Source organism: Mycobacterium appelbergii, from assembly GCF_032883035.1.
Classification (GTDB): Bacteria; Actinomycetota; Actinomycetes; order Mycobacteriales; family Mycobacteriaceae; genus Mycobacterium; species Mycobacterium appelbergii.
Genome location: NZ_JAMQTH010000004.1, coordinates 433743 through 451251, shown reverse-complemented (window position 1 = coordinate 451251; position 17509 = coordinate 433743). Strand labels below are relative to the sequence as shown.

Genomic DNA, 17509 nt, shown 5'->3' with positions numbered 1-17509 from the left:
TCGGCGCCCGGATTTCGCCACTGCGTTACTTACGTGGGAGTCCAGCTCAGAACAGCTTGGCGAGCACCTCGCCGGCTTCGGTGTCCTCGACTGCCGGCGTGACGTCCATCGTCAGGAATTCGCCCCACTCAGCAACCGACTCGAACATGGCCTTGGCGTTATCGGTCTCGACGACCGCGAAGCCCTGCCCGTTCATGCCCCACCAGCGTCCCAACATCGTCACGCCGTCGGGCATCTGGGCGCCGTTCTTCTTGAACCGGTCGATGGCGTCGCGGTAATTGGTCTGGGACTGGGTCCAGTGCACGATGAACTTCATGGTGTTCTCCTTCTGGTGATACGGGCCGGGATCGGCGCCGCGGCGACCACGGTGAACGGTGTCTCCACCGGGAAATCGTCATCGATCGATTCGATGTGGACCGCACGCACAATCGTGGCCAACGCAAGCGTCGCCTCCAGCATCGCGAAGTGATCGCCCACGCAGGACCGAGGCCCACCACCGAACGGCAGGTATTGCCAACGGTTTCTGCCCGCCGAGCGCTCCGGGGTGAACCGCTCGGGGTCGAAGGTCAGCGGGTCATCCCACAGCGCCGGATCGCGGTGCATGGCGTAGAAGCTGACCGCCGCCAGCGTCCCGGCCTCGGCGCGGTAGCCGTCGATCGTCATCTCCTCGTTCAACGTGCGCATGGTTCCTGCGCCGGGCGGACACAGCCGCAGGGCTTCATGCAGGACCCGAATGGTGCACTCCAGAAGCGGTACGTCCTCGGGGGTGAGAGTCCGGGATCCGAGCGAGGCCACCTCGGCGTGGACCGCTGCCTGGATATCGGGGTGGTGGCCGAGTGCCCAGAGCGAGTAACAGAGTGTGGTCGACGTGGTGTCATGCCCGGCGAGCATGAACAGCACCAGTTCGTGGCAGATTTCGTCGTCATTGAGCCGGCCACCGGTCTCGGGGTCACGGGCATCGATGAGCGCACGTACCAGCGGTGCGTCCCGATCGGGATCACGTCGGGCCGACGCGAGAATCTCGGCTGCCAGCCGGTGCAGGCGGGCGTTGGCGGCGCGGGCGCGCCGCTGGCCGCCGGTGGGGAACCATTGCGGAAGGTTGATGGGACGCACCGCGCGATCGGCGACCCACGACAGCGCGGTGCGTAATGCCGGACCGACGTCGTCTGCGCGTTCGTCCAAGTCGAGACCGAGCACGGAACGACCGAGTGCTCGCAGTGTGAGTGCCCGGCAGTCGGTATCGAGATCGATGGTATGCCCGTCGATCCAGCCGTCGGCAAGGGATTCGGCAGCCTCAGCCATGTGTCCGGCGAAGCGGGGCACATGCTGTTTGGTGAACATCGGCTGCAGCGTGCGCCGGCGGGGCAGCCACCGGTCATGCGGCAGGTCGAGCAGATTGCCACCCATGAGCCGGCGCAACTCGACCATTGCCGTGGTGTTGCCGCGGTCGGCGACCGCGTCGGGCCGGCTCAACACATCACGAGCGCCCTGGGGCGAAGCGATCAGGACAATCGGTGGCAGCAGCCAGCGGGGTCCCAGTACGACGCGGCTGACGGGACCGCCGGCGTCGAGCAGGTGCTGAAAGCCCTCGATATAGGACCGCAGGCAGGTGATCTGTTGGCGGTACGGCAGCGGATTGCGGGGCGCCAGCGGCAGCGTCGTGGGGGCGCGACTGTCGATCTCGACCATGGATCGAGTGTGTGCCCGGCGGGGTCGCGAAACTTAGCGTAGTGCGCTACCCCAGTTTCCCGGTGCGGGGTTGTTCACTGGTCGCGACGCACGTCACCGTCCGGTCGCCCTTTTCCCAGGAATCCGCGGTCGGATACAGGACGAACAGGGTGAGATTCGGATCGTTGGTCGCCTGCGGCGCATATTGGGCCAGCGCAGGCGCGCACTTGTCGGTGTACTTGAGGACCGCGGTGTCACCGGGGAAATCACCGTCGGGCATGGGGAGCACAGCGAAGACCTCGCCCTTGTGCGGCGTATCGCACGCCACGGTTTTGACCGTCAGCACCCGGCTGGAATCGGGGATGTCCGCGAGGCAGTCACCCGTCGTGACGTTGGTGGCCTGTGTCGAGTCGCGGTCCATCAGAAAGTAGACCGCAGCGCCGGCGGCGATGACGATCACGCCGACCACGGCCGCCACGACGAGCACCCATTTCAGCACTCCGGACTTCTTCGCGTGCCCGGGGACCTCGCCGGGCTGCATCGGGTACGGGAGCGGCGGAGGCGGTGGATAGCGCGGGTCCGGTGGTGGGCCGTACGGCGGTGGCGGGGGACCCGGCGGCATCGTCATACCCCGACGATATCTGGAGACGAACCTGCGGCCGTCAGCCCCGCAGCCGTAGCGCCGCATCGACGGCGAGCGTCGGCACATCCAACGTCTTCGAGCCCAGATCGTGTCGTGCCCCGGTGATCTCGACCACCTCGGTGCGGCCGCCGACCAGCGCCGCGGCAGCCCTCAACTCGTCCATGGTGCCGAACGGATCGGCCGTGCCATGGGTGAACACCGTCGGCACCGCGATCTCGGGAAGATGCTCGGTGCGGGCCCGCTCGGGCTTGCCCGGCGGGTGCAACGGATAGGAGAACAGGGTCAGCACGTCGACAGTGGCCAGCTTCTCGGCCAGAGCCATCGAGGTCATCCGCCCGCCGTACGAGTGCCCGCCGGCGATCACCGGGCCGGGGCCGAGCGTGCGGGCCAACTCGACGGCCTCGACGATTCCTGCCTGGTCCGTCTTGGCCGATCCCGACGGCGGGCCCTTCGGGCGGCGTCGGCGATAGGGCAGGTTGTAGCGCACGGCGAGCCAGCCGCGGCGCGCCCATTCATCGCAAATCCTGACCAGCAGTGGCGATTCGCGGCTGCCACCCGCCCCGTGCGTCAGGACCACGACGCCCTGCGGGGTGCCCTGGGGTTCGTGAGCGACGCCCGCGATGGCCTCGACGCTCATGAGTGCAGTCTGAACAGTGCCGAGACGGGACCGTGGCCGTGCCCCAGTGGATAGGAGGCGCGGATACATTCGGTGACCCAGTTTTTCCCGAACTCGACCGCTTCCGGCACCGAAAAACCATGTGCCAGCGCACATGCCGTGGCAGCGGCGAGGGTGTCGCCGGCCCCGTGGTCGTTGCCGGTGTCCACGCGGGGTGCGGCGAACTCGTGGAAATCGCTCCCGTCGAAGAGGACGTCGGGACTCGCGGACGACGACCGCAGGTGCCCGCCCTTGACCAGCGCCCACTGCGGACCCAGCGCGTGCAGTGCCCGCGCCGCGTCACGCTGGGATTCCGCGTCGACGACGTCGATGCCGGTGAGCAGGCGTACCTCGTCGAGGTTGGGAGTGACCAGCGTGGCCAACGGAAACAGCTCGGTGCGCAGCGCGTCCAGTGCGCTCGGATGCAGCAGCGGATCACCGTGCATCGACGCGCACACCGGGTCGACGACCAGCGGCACATTGCCTGCGAGGTCCTCGGCCCGCCACGTCTCGGCGATGGTGGAGATGATGTCCGAGGAGGCCAGCATGCCGGTCTTGGCTGCGTTGATGCCGATGTCGGAGGTCACCGCGGAGATCTGATCCGAGACGATGTCCAGTGGGAGCTCGTGGAAACCCTTGACCCCGACCGAGTTCTGCACGGTCACGGCGGTCATCGCGACGCAACCGTGCAGGCCCAGCATGGCGAAGGTCCGCAGGTCGGCCTGAATGCCCGCACCGCCGCCGGAGTCGGAGCCGGCGATGGTCATCACCCGCAGCGGTGTCTGCCCGACGGGGGTCAACGGCAAGTAGTTCACGTCGACAATGGTAGATAGACGCGATTGCCGTGGTCGGCGAACTCCTGCGATTTCTCGGCCATGCCGCGTTCGATCTCGTCGGCCACTCCGTTCGGGTACGCATCGCGGATGTCCTGGGTGATGCGCATCGAGCAGAACTTCGGTCCGCACATCGAGCAGAAGTGGGCGGTCTTGGCGGGTTCGGCGGGCAGGGTTTCGTCGTGGAATTCACGGGCGGTGTCCGGATCCAGCGACAATGCGAACTGGTCGTGCCAGCGGAACTCGAAGCGCGCCTTGGACAACGCGTTGTCACGCAACTGGGCGTGCGGATGTCCCTTGGCGAGATCGGCTGCGTGCGCAGCGATCTTGTACGCGATCACGCCGTCCTTGACGTCTTTCCGGTCGGGCAGGCCGAGGTGTTCTTTGGGGGTGACGTAACACAGCATCGCGGTGCCTGCCTGGGCGATGATCGCCGCGCCGATCGCCGAGGTGATGTGGTCATACGCCGGGGCGATGTCGGTCGCCAGTGGCCCGAGGGTGTAGAACGGTGCTTCCTCACACCACTCCTCTTCCAGCCGCACGTTCTCCACGATCTTGTGCATCGGGACGTGTCCCGGCCCTTCGATCATCACCTGGACCCCATGGGATTTGGCGATCTTCGTGAGTTCGCCCAGGGTGCGCAGCTCGGCGAACTGGGCCTCGTCGTTGGCGTCGGCGATGGACCCTGGCCGCAGTCCGTCGCCGAGGGAGAAGGTCACGTCATAGCGCGCCAGGATCTCGCAGAGCTCGTCAAAATTGGTGTACAGGAACGACTCTGTGTGGTGTGCCAGGCACCAGGCCGCCATGATCGAGCCGCCCCGGCTGACGATGCCGGTGACCCGGTGGACGGTGAGCGGGATGTAGCGCAGCAGCACCCCGGCGTGCACCGTCATGTAGTCGACGCCCTGCTCACACTGCTCGATGACGGTGTCGCGGTACATTTCCCAGGTCAGCTTGGTGGGGTCGCCGTTCACCTTCTCCAGCGCCTGGTAGATCGGCACTGTGCCGACCGGCGCGGGGGAGTTGCGCAGGATCCACTCGCGGGTGAGGTGGATGTCCTTGCCGGTGGACAGGTCCATGATGGTGTCGGCGCCCCATCGGGTGGCCCACACCATCTTGTCGACCTCCTCGGCGATCGACGAGCTGACCGCCGAATTGCCGATGTTGGCATTGACTTTCACCGCGAACGCCTTGCCGATGATCATCGGCTCGCTCTCCGGATGGTTGTGGTTCGCCGGGATGACCGCGCGGCCGCGGGCCACCTCATCGCGCACCAGCTCCGGCGAAACACGTTCGCGTTCAGCGATATACGCCATCTCGGCGGTGATCTCCCCGGCCCTGGCCCGCTGCAGTTGCGTGCCGCGGTCTGCCACCACACCCGGTCGCGGTGGCAGGCCCGCGTTGAGGTCGATCACCGCATCGGCATCGGTGTATGGCCCGGAGGTGTCGTACAGGTCGAGGTGCTCGCCATTGGTCAGATTCACCCGGCGGAACGGCACCCGCATCCCGTCGAGATCTCGGTAGACCTTCGTGCTCCCGGTGATCGGACCTGTGGTCACGGACGGATGCACAACAACATCAGACATTTCGTCTCCCTACGCCGGCATTACCCGGTCAGGTTCGTACGGTCGACGGGCCTACCCGTCCTCTCAGCGCGCTCGGTGTGCGCTCCCGCGTATTTGATTTGGCAGCCCCCAACCTAGCGCAGGACTCCGTCGAGGGTCCAGGCAACGCCGGTTTGGACGTCAGGTCGAATCGGTTCGAATTGCCGTTGAAACTTTGTATAGCTAATATATGTGTTTTGGCATACGGCCGGTTGCGGCCCGATTTTCTGCTAGGCGAAAGCGCGCATGACGACTGACTTCGAGGCGACGAAATCCGGGGGCGATCCGGCGGCGGTCGAGACTGCCGTGCGGCGCAAGCGGATGGATCACGACCATCCCTTCTACAAGTGGGTGGTGCTGTCCAACACGACGTTGGGCACGTTGCTGGCCACCATCAACGCATCGATCGTGCTGATCTCGCTGCCCGCCATCTTCCGGGGGATCGGACTGAATCCGCTGGCTCCGGGCAACGTCAGTTACCTCCTGTGGATGCTGATGGGCTACCTGGTGGTCACCGCGGTTCTGGTGGTGTTGTTCGGCCGCCTCGGCGACATGTACGGCCGGGTGCGGATCTACAACCTCGGGTTTGTCGTGTTCACCGTGGCCGCGGTCGCGTTGTCGGTTGACCCGTTCCACCTCGGTGGAGGCGCGGTGTGGCTCATCGCATGGCGCGTGGTCCAAGGTGTCGGCGGCGCCATGCTGATGGCCTCGTCGTCGGCGATCCTCACCGACGCCTTCCCGGCCAACCAGCGCGGCATGGCGCTGGGAGTCAACATGGTCGCCGCCGTCGCCGGGTCCTTTCTCGGCCTGCTCATCGGCGGGGTGCTCTCGGAATGGGACTGGCGGGCCATTTTCTGGGTCGGCGTACCGGTCGGCATCCTGGGCACCATCTGGAGTTACCGATCGCTGAAAGAACTCGGCGTGCGCAGTCCCGGCCGGCTGGACTGGGCCGGGACATTCACCTTCGGCGTCGGGCTGACCGTGCTGCTGATCGGCATCACCTACGGCATCCAGCCCTACGGCGATGCCAGCACCGGGTGGACCAATCCGTGGGTGCTGGGGTCGATCGTGGCCGGGCTGCTGCTGTTGGTGGTGTTCTGCGTGATCGAACTTCGGGTCGAGCATCCGATGATGAACATCCGCCTGTTCCGGATCACCGCGTTCGGCATGGGCAACCTGGCCGGATTGATGTCCTCGGTGGGTCGCGGCGGGCTGCAGTTCATGCTGATCATCTGGTTGCAGGGCATCTGGCTTCCCTTGCACGGCTACAGCTTCGAATCCACCCCGCTGTGGGCCGGTATCTACATGCTGCCGATGACCATCGGGTTCCTGGTGTCGGGTCCGCTGGCCGGGACCCTGTCGGACCGGTACGGCGCGCGACCGTTCACCGTGGGCGGCATGCTGCTGATGGGCGTGACTTTCGTGGCGCTGGTGATGATCCCGGTCAACTTCGACTACTGGCTGTTCGCGGCGTTGGTCTTCCTCAACGGGCTGGGTGGCGGCATCTTCACGGCGCCGAACACCGCCTCGATCATGTCCTCGGTACCTGCGGCCGAACGCGGCGCCGCCTCGGGCATCCGGGCCACGTTCTTCAACGCCGGATCCTCGTTGTCGATCGGCATCTTCTTCTCGCTGATGATCATCGGTCTGGCCGGAACGCTGCCCACCGCGATGAGCGCAGGCCTTGAACAGCAAGGCGTTTCGGCGGCGGTGGCACACGACGTCGCACAACTTCCTCCGGTCGGCAGCCTGTTCGCGGCATTCCTGGGCTACAACCCGATCGCCGAGCTGCTGGCCCCCTCGCATGCGCTGCAGCAGCCGGGTGTCAATGCCGACGTGCTCACCGGGCAGGAGTTCTTCCCGCAGCTGATCACCGGACCGTTTCATACGGGCCTGATGGTGGTGTTCATCGCAGCCGCGGTGATGATGCTGCTGGGCGCGGTAGCGTCGCTGTTCAACGCCGGTCGCTACGGCACTGACGTGGGTGCCGACAACGAGCGCTGACGCATCTGTCTCAGCACGGCCACCGGTAACGCTCCGCGCACTACCATTTGCCTAGGCGGTAGTCAGGTTCTATCGGAGGTGTTGGCATTGAGTACATCCCCGCCACCCGATTCGGGATCTTCCGGGCCGGAGATCCCTGAACCGGGCGAGTCGGGCGGCTCACCACCGCCGATGTGGGACCAGTTGTTCGAGCTCGACGGTGTCCGGCGTGGTGGCCATGCAGGGGTGTTGCCGCGCAGCACGTCCGGCACGCCGCGGCGCCGTCGCCCCCTGATCCTTGCCGGAGCGGTGGTTGTGGTGGCCGTCGTCGTTCTGGTCGCCTGGCTGCTGTGGCCGGCTCCGGGCAACCCCAATGAGGCTGGTTCCAACGCAACGGAATCCAGCACCGCTGCCGCTGAGGCACAGGAACGACTGTCGGGCATGGTCCCGGCCGGCTACCGGATCGACAGCTGTTCGCCTGCCGGAACGCCGGACGCAGCGCTGGCCAAGGTGTCGTGCGGGGCGAACACCGATCCGAACGGACCACCGATGGCGACCTACACCCTGGTCGCCGACAAGGCCGCGCTCACTACGGTTTTCAACGAGGTGGTCAAGGCGTCCACCACTGTCGAATGCCCCGGACGGATCCAGTCACCCGGACCATGGCGTCGTAACGCGACACCGAAACAGGTCAGCGGCACCCTGTTCTGCGGTCTTCAGCAGAATCGGCCGGTGGTCGCGTGGACCGACGAAGCCCGGCTGATGATGGGTGAGGCCCGCGCCGGCGCGCAGGGGCCGACCTTCCCCCAGCTCTACGCGTGGTGGTCGGCACATTCGTAACTCCCACCAGCGCAAAAGAAGTGCGATCGTCAGGGAGTCGGTGTTCCCGGGTTGGCTGCGGGAACGAGCGTCGGGATGCCCCCAGCGGTGAGCGGGGCCTCGCTGCCCGCGGGTGGGGCGGCGGGAGCCGGGGCGGGTGCGCCAGGCGCTGGGGCGGCCTCGACGCCCGCGGGAACCGGAGTGCCCTGGCTGCCGCCGGGTGCAGGTGCGGCTTCGGCGCCCACCGGGACGGGAGCATCAGCAGGCAGGGGAGTGCCCTGGCTACCTGTCGGCAGCGGCGCACCCTGGCCGGCCGGGAGGTCGGTGGCGCGGGTACCTGCGCCCGCGCCCACCGGTACCGGAGCGTTCGCCGCCGGCGCGGGAATGTTGGCCGCCGGTGCGGGAGTGGCGACCGGAGCCGGGGCGGTCACAGCGGGTGCGGGTGCGGTGCGCGCAGGCGCCTGGCGGGCGGGGACCTGGCGCGGTGCGGGTGCCGCCGACTCCACCCAGGTCAGCAGGTCCTGATCGCCGGTGCTGTAGACGACACTTGTCGGCTTCTCGCCGGTGACGTCGAAATAGACCTTGCCGGTGGTCTTCTGGCCCTGGGCCAGGGTGGCGGGGTTGACGCCCTGGGGCGTGGCGACCTGGAACAGCACTCGGTAGTTCTGACCGTCGGCGGCACGGGCATTGAGGTTGGAGACGATGGGGGTGGCCGAGCCCTCGAGGGCTTCGTCGGTGGCCGTGGCCTCCCAGAGCGTGCCCTGGACGCGGTAGGGGATGGTGTCGGTGCTGGGCTTGAGGTCGTTGATCGTCCAGGCCTGGACGACGTTGCCGTCGGCGAGTTTGGCCTGGCTGCCGATCGGGCTCGTGGGAGCGGCACCGGCGTCGGCTTCGGCGAAAGCGGTCGCCGCGCCGATCGTGCCTGCTGCTCCCGCCACGGCAACACCGGCGGCGAACACGGCGGTCAATCTGGATATGTTCATGGGCAATTCACTCCCTAGTCGTCCTGTGACGGCTCCCCCGAACTGGGTGCTCACTGTGAGCGAAGTTAGCAGCCGTAACGATCGTACGTAACCGTTTTCTACATCCGTGAGAGTGACGAAATGGTCGATTTGTCGGGGCCGTAGCAGCCATTACGCTGATCTGGCGACACGATCCGGCCTCGCTCAGGTCAGTTCGACGAGCACCGGGGCGTGATCGCTCGGGCTCTTGCCTTTACGTTCTTCGCGGACGATCTCGGCATGGGTCACCCGTTGGGCCAGCGCGGGGGAGCCCAGGATGAAGTCGATCCGCATGCCCTGCCGTTTCGGGAACCGTAGCCGCGTGTAATCCCAGTAGGTGTAGACCCCCGGGCCCGGGGTGAAAGGCCGCACCACATCGGTGAATTGAGTGTCGACGATGGCGTTGAACGCGGCCCGTTCCGGCCCGGTGACATGGGTGGAACCGACGAAGAAGTCGACGTCCCACACATCCTCATCGGTGGGCGCGATGTTCCAGTCGCCGACCAGCGCCACCTGGGCATGCGGTTCGGCGGTCAACCATTTGTGCGCGTTATCCCGCAGCGCTGCAAGCCATTCCAGCTTGTATACGTAGTGGGGCGAATCGACGGTGCGTCCGTTGGGGACGTACAGGCTCCATACCCTCACCCCGCCGCAGGTCGCGGCAAGGGCCCGCGCCTCCGAGGCGGTGTCCCAGACGGGCTGGCCGTCGAAACCGATCTGCACGTCATCGAGACCGACCCGCGAGGCGATCGCCACCCCGTTCCACTGGCCGAGCCCGTGGTGGACCACCTCGTAGCCGAGGGCGGCGAACGGCATCGTCGGAAACTGCTCGTCGGAACACTTGGTCTCCTGCATCGCCAGCACATCCACGTCCGCACGGGCCAACCAGTCGGTGACCCGGTCGACGCGGGCACGGATCGAGTTGACGTTCCAGGTGGCCAGGCGCATGGGCTTAGACGGTACTGGCGTCGACCTGATGCAGGAACGCGCGGGCGGCCGGACTCGCGCCCGCGGTGAGCGCCAACGCGAGCGTCCGGGTGGTCCTTGGCAGCAGTGGGCGAGCGACGATCCCGGCGGTCGTACCCATGCGGGCCTCCGGCAGGATGCTCACCCCGAGTCCGGCGCGCACCAGGTCGATGACCGCGCTCATCTCGTGGGCCTCGAACGCGGCCCGGAGTTCCACGCCCGCCGTCGCGGCGACCGGAGTGAACACGGCTGCGCAGCCGCCTGTGGAACGGATGAACGGCTCAGCCGCCAGATCGGAATACGCGACCGCATCCTGTTCGGCGAGCCGATGTCCGACGGGCAGGACCGCCACCATCTCCTGCTCGCCCAACACCGTCGTCTCCAGCTCCGGCGCCGGAAGACTGACCACGCCCACATCGGCAGCGCCACGGGCGAGCCAATCGCGGATCTCGGGTTCGCTGCCTTCCAACAGGTGCACCGTCACGAGTGGATGCTCGTCGGCGAACACGCGTAGCGCCGGTGCGATCACCGTCCCGGTGGTGAACGGCAGGCTGGCCAAACGCAGAGTTCCGGTGACGCGGCCCGCAAGTTCGGCGACCTCGGTGTGCATCTGCTCGATGTGGTGCAGGGCCCGGCGGGCGTGCCAGGCGGCTCGGGTTCCGGCGGCGGTCAGTGAGACCCCGTCGCGGTGGCGGCGCAGCAGTGGCAGGCCCAGTTCGCCCTCCAGACTGGCGACGGCCCGGCTGACGGCGGGCTGCGACAGGTCGAGCACGCGGCCCGCGGCGGTGAAGCCCTGCTGGTCGGCCACCGCCAGGAACGATTTGAGCTGCAATAACGTCGGCATCCGAGCCTCTTCTCCGAACTATGCGGAATCTACCTCCGCATATATCAAAAACAGTATGGAAGAAGGGAAATTCCAGAACGTTTACGTAATACAACTGAGGAACGTCGATACTAGGTAAGGAAACGCACATGTCGTCACGACGGGTACTGATCACCGGAGCCTCCAAGGGCATCGGGCGCGCGGTCGCCGACCGCCTCGCAGCCGCGGGCCACCACCCGGTCGGTTTCGCGCGGAGCGCCTCCCCTGATTTTCCTGGGACCCTCATCGAGGTCGATCTCAGCGACCGGACAGCCACCGACGCGGCCCTGGCCGCCGTCCTGCGCGATGGCCCGATCGAGGCGGTGGTGAACAACATCGGCCTGGCTCGATTCGCGCGCATCGGCTCGATCGATCTGGATGACCTGTTCGAGACCTACGACATGAATGTGCGCACCGCCGTGCAGGTCGTGCAGGCCGCGCTTCCGGGCATGCGGGACGCCGGCTGGGGCCGCATCGTGAACGTCACCAGTCTGACGACTCTCGGCACCCCTGAACGCACTCCCTACGCGGCGGCCAAGGCGGCGCTGGAAGCGGCCACCCGGATCTGGGCCGTCGAACTGGCGACGACCGGGATCACGGTCAACGCGGTGGCACCCGGCCCGACCGAAACGGAGATGTACCGGATGCGTAGTCCTCAGGGATCGGCACGGGAACTGAGTCTCCTCAACACCATCCCGCTCGGTCGGGTGGGCACTCCCCGGGAGATCGCCCATGCGATCTGCGCCCTGCTCGACGAGGACGCGGGCTATATCACCGGCCAGGTCATCCGGGTCGACGGCGGTGGCAGCATCAGCGCGGCGTGATCACGTCTTCCGCGGCGAGGTAACGGTTCTGGTGATGCAGCCGGAAGCCCATCGACGTGTACAGGGCGATGGCCGGGTCGTTGTCGACCTCCACCTGAACGTAGGCGCGCCGGGCGCCCAGCTCGGCGCCCCAGCCCAGTAGCGCCTCACAGACGGTGCGGGCATGGCCCTGCCTGCGATGCTGAGCCGCCACGCGCACCGACGAGATACCAAGCCACGGCGTGCCGTCGGGCGCTGGGGTCACCGCGCCGCGCCCGACCGCCTGCTCCGGGATCGAGGCGAATGTCACCTGACCGTCGAGCACCGCGGTCAGCACGTCGACCGGGACATCGCGTTCGTAGGTCTGCCGCCATTGTCGGTCCGGTTGACCCGCCAGCGTGACGCCCGGTGTCGAGGGTTGCGCGGGCGTGACGCCGGGGGGCAGGTCACACACCATCACCCGGGTCGGCTTGAAGCCCGCCGCACGCAGCGGCAACAAGCGCTCGGGCACGCTCAGCCAGGCCGGCAGGCCGCGCTGCCGGTACCACTCGATCACCGCGGGCAGGTCCGTAATCTGCGCTGAAAACCCCAGTGGAACAGCTGAGTTGGCGCGGCTGGTGGCACCGTGTCCGGCGCGCAGGAACCAGCCGTCCAGCCACTGCTGTTCGGTGCCGGGCCAGGCCAGGGCGGCCGCATGCTCCAGCGCGCGGATCTCCGAGGCGCGCACCGGGACGTGGGAAAGCTCACGCACGCTCACGACGGCGTCGGGGGCGACGTCGACCAGTTCGCCTGACTTGGTGCGCACCGACACCGTCGGCTCGAGCCGCTCCACGTATCCGACCACGTCGGTCAGCGGTTTGTCCGCCCCGGCTCCGAGGCGGTAACGCAAGCTCACCCGGGTGCCCACCGCGGGAAGCAGTGGCATCAGTGGCCGAACGGGTCGGGATCCTCGCCGGGATTCCAGGACAACCCGGGCACGCCCCAGCCGTTGCGCTTCACGGCGCGCTTGGCGGCGCGGGCGTGCCGGCCGACCAGCTTGTCGATGTAGAGGAAGCCGTCCAGATGCCCGGTCTCGTGCTGAAGCATCCGGGCAAACAGATCATTGCCCTCCAGCGTGATGGCCGAGCCGTCAGCGTCCAGGCCCGTCACCCGCGCCCAGTCGGCCCGGCCGGTCGGAAAGTTCTCACCCGGAACCGACAGGCAGCCCTCCTCGTCGTCATCCGGGTCCGGCATCGTCTCGGGCACTTCGGAGGTCTCCAGAACCGGATTGATGATCACGCCGCGGCGACGCGACGTGCGACTGCGGGTCTCTGCGCAGTCGTAGACGAACAACCGCTTGGCGACGCCGATCTGGTTGGCAGCCAGGCCAACCCCGTTGGCGGCGTCCATGGTGTCGTACATGGTTTGGATGAGCTCGGGCAGATCTGCGGGTAGCGAACCGTCAGCGCCGACCGGCACCGGCTCGGTCACGGTGTGCAGAACAGGATCTCCGACAATGCGAATCGGTACGACAGCCATGGTTGGCAAGCTTATGTGAGCCGACTCGCGGGCTCAGGTGTCACCTCAAGCCAGGAAGGCGTGGTTGAATATCGGCGAACCACAGCGATGTCATTTCTTTAGTGTCGGAAGGGTCCAGGGAGCAATATGGACGGCGCCATGGCGCGTACTGAGCAATCCGGGAACGACTCTGATCTGACCGATGGGCTTACGCGCCGCGAACACGATATTTTGGCCTTCGAACGCCAATGGTGGAAGTACGCGGGTAGCAAGGAAGACGCGATCAAAGAGCTGTTCTCCATGTCGGCTACGCGGTACTACCAAGTGCTCAATGCGCTGGTGGACCGCCCGGAGGCGTTGGCTGCCGACCCCATGTTGGTCAAGCGGCTGCGCAGGCTGCGGGCCAGTAGACAGAAGGCGCGGGCCGCGCGTCGGCTCGGCTTTGACGTCACATAAGGCTCACGCTGTGCGGGATCGGGCGGTTCGCTCGATACAGTGGACCCGATGAACCAGCGAGAATCCTCCGGGCTACCCCTGCGCGCCATGGTGATGGTGTTGTTGTTCCTCGGGGTCGTTTTCCTGTTGGTCGGGTTCCAGGCGCTCGGCTCTGACGACGCTTCCTCCGGCGAGGAGTCAACGGTGGCCGCGGCCACCACCACGACCACGAAGACCTCGGCGAAGGCCGAGCCCGAACCTGCGGCGAGGGCTGAGGTGCGGGTCTACAACATCTCCGAGGTCGCGGGTGCAGCAGAAGAAACTGCCAACCGGTTGCGTGACGCCCACTGGGATGTCACCGAGACAGGCAACCTGACCCTGGAGGGCGTCGCGGGCACCACCGTGTTCTTCGGCGAAACCCCGGGCGAGCAGGAAGCCGCCGACGAGGTGGGCAAGCTGCTTGAGGCGCCCGTGGAACCAAGGCGCGCTGAACTTGCCGAGCAACCACCGGGCGTGATCGTGGTGGTCACCGGTTAGGCTTTGCACATGCTGAAGTCCGTCAGTGTTGCCATCCTGTTCGCTGCCCCCGTCGTCGCGTTGAGCGCCTGCGCTCCCAACGAGCCGGTGGCCACCCAGCCCGGTACCACCCCGGCGATCTGGACCGGGTCATCGTCGCCGTCGGCCTCTCCCGGTGAGCACGGCAGTGGGCACAGCCCGGGCGGTGCGAGCACCGCAGGTGAGACGTTGACCGCCGACATCAAGACCGCGGACGGCACGTCCGTCGCGACCGCCGACTTCCAGTTCGCGAACGGCTTCGCCACCGTGACCGTCGAGACCACCGCGCCCGGGCACCTGACTCCCGGATTCCACGGCATGCACATCCACTCGGTGGGCAAGTGCGAGGCCAACTCGGTGGCCCCGACCGGCGGCGCTCCCGGCGACTTCAACTCCGCCGGTGGTCATTTCCAGGTCCCCGGACACACCGGCCACCCGTCCAGTGGCGACCTGAGTTCTCTGCAGGTCCGCGCGGACGGCTCCGGCAAGGTCGTGACCACCACCGATTCGTTCACCGCCGAGGATCTGCAGGCCGGTACCAAGACCGCGATAATCATCCACGAGAAGGCGGACAACTTCGCCAACATCCCGCCGGAGCGCTACCAGCAGGTCAACGGCACTCCCGGACCCGATCAGACCACGATGGCCACCGGCGATGCCGGAAGTCGAGTGGCGTGCGGTGTTATCGGCGCCGGCTAACAGCCGCATCGACTTCGCCGGGTCACCCCGGCCCACCGTCGGCGTCGAATGGGAGTTTGCTCTCGTCGACGCCGACACCCGCGAGCTGAGCAACGAAGCCGCGGCGGTGATCGCCGAGATCGGCGAGAACCCGCACGTGCACAAGGAACTGTTGCGCAACACCATCGAGATCGTCACCGGCATATGCGAGAACACCGGTGAGGCGATGGATGATCTGCGCGGCACGCTGCGCACCGTGCGTAGCAGCGTCCGCGGCCGCGGCATGGAGTTGTTCTGCGCTGGCACGCATCCGTTCGCGAGCTGGTCGTCGCAGCAGTTGACCGATGCACCCCGTTATGCCGAACTGATCAAGCGCACCCAGTGGTGGGGACGGCAGATGCTGATCTGGGGTGTGCACGTGCACGTCGGTGTCTCGTCGGCGCACAAGGTGATGCCGATCATCTCCTCGCTGGTCAACCAGTATCCGCATCTGCTGGCGTTGTCCGCGTCGTCGCCGTTCTGGGAGGGCGAGGACACCGGCTACGCCAGTAACCGGGCGATGATGTTCCAGCAGCTCCCGACAGCCGGCCTGCCGTTTCAGTTCCAGGCCTGGTCGGAGTTCGAAGGCTTCGTGCACGACCAGAAGAAGACCGGCATCATCGATGATCTCAACGAGATCCGTTGGGATATCCGACCGTCACCGTATCTGGGCACGGTTGAGGTGCGCGTTTTCGACGGAGTGTCCAACGTCCGTGAACTCGGCGCGCTGGTGGCGCTGACCCACTGCCTCATCGTCGACTTGGACCGCCGTCTCGACGCGGGCGAGCAACTGCCCACCATGCCGCCGTGGCATGTGCAGGAAAACAAGTGGCGCGCTGCGCGTTACGGTCTGGACGCGGTCATCATCCTCGACGCCGACAGCAACGAGCGTCTGGTCACCGAAGACCTCGACGAACTGCTGAACCGCCTCGAGCCGGTGGCCAGGTCATTGCACTGCGCCGACGAACTGTCCGCCGTCGCCGACATTTATCACTCGGGAGCCTCCTACCAACGGCAGCGCCGCGTCGCAGAGGAGAGCGACGGCGACCTGCGTGAAGTCGTTGACACCCTGATCGCCGAGCTTGAGTTATAGGGTGCAGCTATGCGGCGTTTGATGGTGGCAGGGCTTGCTGTTGCGGCGATCGGATTAGCCGGCTGCAGCACCGTCACCGACGGACAGCCCATGGCCGACCCTGATCAAACCGGCATCACGACACCCACCACCACTCGACCCGCGCCCACCACCACGCCGCGGACACCCAGATCACCCACCGCCACCAAGCCTCCGGCTCCCGGGATGGCCAGTACCACCTGCGGCGACTACCTGGAGATGGATGAGGCGACCAAACGGGAGGTGATCGCTGCGATCGGGGCGGACAACGAACTCATCGGGATGAATCCCGAGCTGTGGATCGGTATGGCCGACATGATGTGCCGGTTCACCGACAAGACCACTCTGGTCAGAGATGCCGTCACCGGAGAGAGCTTCGGCTGACGCAATGACCGCGACGCCGATGTTCCCGCTCGAGGTGGCGATGCTGCCCGGCGAGGAACTCCCGCTGCGGATCTTCGAACCCCGCTATGTGGCGATGGTGGGGGACTGCATGGCAATGGCGGAACCGGCGTTCGGCGTGGTGTTGATCGCGGCCGGTCGTGAGGTCGGCGGTGGTGATCAGCGCTGCGATGTCGGGGCGCTCGCCCGGATCGTGGACTGCCAGGACTTCGGCGTCGAGCGATACCGGCTCAGATGTGTGATGGGCGAACGACTTCGAGTGGTGCGCTGGCTCGAGGACGACCCGTATCCGCGCGCCGAGATCGAGATCTGGGCTGACGAGCCCGGCGACCCGGTGGACGCGTCGCGCGTCGCTGATGTCGAGGACCGGATGGTCGCGCTGTTCGACCGGATCGGCGAAGCCCGTGGCACCCCGATCCGCAGCCGCGACATCGTGGCGGGCGCCAGTGCCGATCCGGTCAATCATCTGTACGCGTTGGCCGCCCGGGTTCCGATGGGGCAGGCCGACCGGTATTCGATCTTGTCGGCACCGACGCAGGCGGCCAGGTTGGAGGCGCTGAGCGAAGCTGTCGACAGTGTCACCGCATTGGTGGAATTTCAGCTGTCGGAGTAGCTACTCGACCCCTGACAGGAAACCGGCGCAATCCTCCCAGCGTTCTTTCATCGACGCCCCGTCGCCACCGGCTTAGTGTTGGGCACCCGCTGGCCCGATATTGAGGAGACGTCCGATGTACCTGCAAGCCACTGCGCTTCACCGCGTGAAACTGTTGGCAGCGGCCGCCGGACTCGGCGCCCTGTCGGTCTTGGGCTTCGTGGCCGCGATCGATGGCGCCGCTCCGAGTTCGGCCGCGACGTCGGCCATGAAGAGCGGTAGTACGACAACGATGAGCCCACCGCCGGCAACGCCCGAAATTTCGTTTGCCTCACCGACCGTGAAGGCTCCGCACAAGTAGCG

At 66.6% G+C, this 17509-nt stretch carries 21 protein-coding genes and 1 riboswitch; of the genes, 10 read left to right on the top strand and 11 right to left on the bottom strand.

Annotation, left to right across the window (positions count from 1 at the left end; genetic code table 11):
- Positions 1–46 precede the first annotated feature (46 nt).
- The 6 genes from M1247_RS12340 to thiC all read right to left on the bottom strand — a co-directional run bounded on the left by M1247_RS12340 (position 47) and on the right by thiC (position 5385).
- A complete protein-coding gene (locus M1247_RS12340; RefSeq protein WP_317156596.1) occupies positions 47–316 on the bottom strand; it encodes a DUF3303 domain-containing protein in 270 nt (89 codons plus the stop codon).
- A complete protein-coding gene (locus M1247_RS12335) occupies positions 313–1689 on the bottom strand; it encodes a cytochrome P450 (RefSeq protein ID WP_317156595.1) in 1377 nt (458 codons plus the stop codon). Before M1247_RS12335 ends, M1247_RS12340 begins: the two co-directional genes overlap by 4 nt.
- Before the next feature lie 46 nt (positions 1690–1735).
- Positions 1736–2296 (bottom strand): septum formation family protein, encoded by a 561-nt coding sequence (locus tag M1247_RS12330; protein WP_317156594.1) that lies wholly within the window; start codon positions 2294–2296, stop codon positions 1736–1738.
- Positions 2297–2330: 34 nt separating this feature from the next.
- Positions 2331–2948 carry an alpha/beta hydrolase family protein gene (locus M1247_RS12325; RefSeq protein ID WP_317156593.1) on the bottom strand — a complete coding sequence of 206 codons (618 nt, stop codon included), beginning with the start codon at positions 2946–2948 and terminating at the stop codon, positions 2331–2333.
- Entirely contained in the window at positions 2945–3781 is an 837-nt protein-coding gene (gene thiD / locus M1247_RS12320) for a bifunctional hydroxymethylpyrimidine kinase/phosphomethylpyrimidine kinase (RefSeq protein WP_317156592.1), read from the bottom strand. The genes M1247_RS12325 and thiD overlap by 4 nt, the downstream gene beginning before the upstream one ends.
- On the bottom strand, positions 3778–5385 hold the full coding sequence (gene thiC / locus M1247_RS12315) for a phosphomethylpyrimidine synthase ThiC (protein ID WP_317156591.1): 1608 nt from the start codon (positions 5383–5385) through the stop codon (positions 3778–3780). The genes thiD and thiC overlap by 4 nt, the downstream gene beginning before the upstream one ends.
- Positions 5375–5484: riboswitch (TPP riboswitch) on the bottom strand. Its footprint overlaps the gene before it by 11 nt.
- A gap of 165 nt (positions 5485–5649) precedes the next feature.
- Here thiC and M1247_RS12310 point away from each other — a divergent pair.
- Positions 5650–7407: an MFS transporter gene (locus tag M1247_RS12310; RefSeq protein ID WP_317156590.1), complete on the top strand. Its 1758-nt coding sequence runs from the start codon at positions 5650–5652 to the stop codon at positions 7405–7407.
- 87 nt (positions 7408–7494) lie between these two features.
- Positions 7495–8226 carry a hypothetical protein gene (locus M1247_RS12305; protein WP_317156589.1) on the top strand — a complete coding sequence of 244 codons (732 nt, stop codon included), beginning with the start codon at positions 7495–7497 and terminating at the stop codon, positions 8224–8226.
- A gap of 29 nt (positions 8227–8255) precedes the next feature.
- Here M1247_RS12305 and M1247_RS12300 read toward each other — a convergent pair whose 3' ends face one another.
- The 3 genes from M1247_RS12300 to M1247_RS12290 all read right to left on the bottom strand — a co-directional run bounded on the left by M1247_RS12300 (position 8256) and on the right by M1247_RS12290 (position 11016).
- A complete protein-coding gene (locus tag M1247_RS12300; RefSeq protein ID WP_317156588.1) occupies positions 8256–9188 on the bottom strand; it encodes an MPT63 family protein in 933 nt (310 codons plus the stop codon).
- Positions 9189–9371: 183 nt separating this feature from the next.
- Entirely contained in the window at positions 9372–10154 is a 783-nt protein-coding gene (locus M1247_RS12295; protein ID WP_317156587.1) for an exodeoxyribonuclease III, read from the bottom strand.
- A 4-nt stretch (positions 10155–10158) separates the two neighbouring features.
- On the bottom strand, positions 10159–11016 hold the full coding sequence (locus M1247_RS12290; RefSeq protein WP_317156586.1) for a LysR substrate-binding domain-containing protein: 858 nt from the start codon (positions 11014–11016) through the stop codon (positions 10159–10161).
- A 128-nt stretch (positions 11017–11144) separates the two neighbouring features.
- Here M1247_RS12290 and M1247_RS12285 point away from each other — a divergent pair, with 128 nt between their 5' ends.
- A complete protein-coding gene (locus M1247_RS12285; protein ID WP_317156585.1) occupies positions 11145–11858 on the top strand; it encodes an SDR family oxidoreductase in 714 nt (237 codons plus the stop codon).
- Here the strand turns inward: M1247_RS12285 and M1247_RS12280 are convergent.
- Both M1247_RS12280 and M1247_RS12275 read right to left on the bottom strand, forming a co-directional pair.
- A complete protein-coding gene (locus tag M1247_RS12280) occupies positions 11845–12762 on the bottom strand; it encodes an N-acetylglutamate synthase, CG3035 family (protein ID WP_317156584.1) in 918 nt (305 codons plus the stop codon). The genes M1247_RS12285 and M1247_RS12280 overlap by 14 nt on opposite strands.
- Positions 12762–13355, bottom strand: a complete 594-nt coding sequence (locus tag M1247_RS12275; RefSeq protein WP_317156583.1) for a peptide deformylase — start codon at positions 13353–13355, stop codon at positions 12762–12764. The genes M1247_RS12280 and M1247_RS12275 overlap by 1 nt, the downstream gene beginning before the upstream one ends.
- Positions 13356–13481: 126 nt before the next feature.
- Here M1247_RS12275 and M1247_RS12270 point away from each other — a divergent pair, with 126 nt between their 5' ends.
- The 7 genes from M1247_RS12270 (at position 13482) to M1247_RS12240 (ending at position 17507) form a co-directional block, all read left to right on the top strand.
- Positions 13482–13790, top strand: coding sequence for a nucleoid-associated protein NapA (locus tag M1247_RS12270; RefSeq protein ID WP_317156582.1), 309 nt, complete (start codon positions 13482–13484; stop codon positions 13788–13790).
- Positions 13791–13838: 48 nt separating this feature from the next.
- Positions 13839–14306 (top strand): LytR C-terminal domain-containing protein, encoded by a 468-nt coding sequence (locus M1247_RS12265; protein ID WP_317156581.1) that lies wholly within the window; start codon positions 13839–13841, stop codon positions 14304–14306.
- Positions 14307–14315: 9 nt separating this feature from the next.
- Complete coding sequence (gene sodC, locus M1247_RS12260) at positions 14316–15023, top strand: superoxide dismutase[Cu-Zn] (protein ID WP_317156580.1); 708 nt, start codon at positions 14316–14318, stop codon at positions 15021–15023.
- Positions 15004–16134, top strand: coding sequence for a glutamate--cysteine ligase (locus M1247_RS12255; protein WP_458695220.1), 1131 nt, complete (start codon positions 15004–15006; stop codon positions 16132–16134). Before sodC ends, M1247_RS12255 begins: the two co-directional genes overlap by 20 nt.
- 9 nt (positions 16135–16143) lie before the next feature.
- The gene (locus tag M1247_RS12250; protein ID WP_317156578.1) at positions 16144–16536 is read left to right on the top strand and encodes a hypothetical protein; all 393 of its coding nucleotides are present in this window, start codon (positions 16144–16146) and stop codon (positions 16534–16536) included.
- A 4-nt stretch (positions 16537–16540) separates the two neighbouring features.
- Positions 16541–17167, top strand: coding sequence for an LON peptidase substrate-binding domain-containing protein (locus M1247_RS12245; protein WP_317156577.1), 627 nt, complete (start codon positions 16541–16543; stop codon positions 17165–17167).
- Between the two features lie 145 nt (positions 17168–17312).
- Entirely contained in the window at positions 17313–17507 is a 195-nt protein-coding gene (locus M1247_RS12240; RefSeq protein ID WP_317156576.1) for a hypothetical protein, read from the top strand.
- Positions 17508–17509: the final 2 nt, after the last annotated feature.